This window comes from Palleronia caenipelagi, assembly GCF_007004065.1.
Classification (GTDB): domain Bacteria; phylum Pseudomonadota; class Alphaproteobacteria; order Rhodobacterales; family Rhodobacteraceae; genus Palleronia; species Palleronia caenipelagi.
Map to the genome: position 1 here is coordinate 1 of NZ_VFSV01000190.1, position 603 is coordinate 603.

Annotated in this window: 1 pseudogene; it reads right to left on the bottom strand. The window is 58.0% G+C overall.

What is annotated here, in order from left to right:
- Window positions 1-603, bottom strand: a pseudogene (locus tag FEV53_RS20670) (IS6 family transposase); the annotation flags it as partial.

Consider the following 603-nt stretch of genomic DNA (forward strand, 5'->3'; position numbering starts at 1 on the left):
AATATCACATTGATCTGGTCATGGGCGGAGAGGAAGCGCTGCGCTTGCCTGACCGACTTGAACCGTCCCATGAGCTTTTCTCGTTTCCGCGTTGGTCGGTGCGAGCCTTCAATACGATTATTCAGGCCCTTATGAGCCCGGTGATCTGCGTCCGGAGCCAGCTGGCGGATCGGTTTGATATAGCTGCGCAATTTGTCCGTGACGATAACGCGAGGCTGGCCAAACCGGGCGATCAACTGTTTCAGAAACCGCCTGGCAGCCTTGGCGTTTCGCCTTGGCTGCACCAGAATGTCGAGCACATCGCGTTCGTCGGGAAATTGATCCCCCGGATCAATTTCTTGTCCTCCTCACCATCCACGGCCCGCCATAACCACATCTTGATGCCGTTGATCGGGACGGCGACCTCATCGAGGTGCCACTTATCTGACGCTGCGGGCCGGTCGCGCTTGATGCAATGCGCGAAATGCAGACCAAACCGGTTCACCCATTTCCGAACGGCTTCCCGGCTGACGATGACGCCTCGCTCGGCGAGCAGATCCTCTATATCCGCCGTGCTCAGCGCGAACCGATGATAGGCCCAAACGGCGTAGGCGACGACTTCAC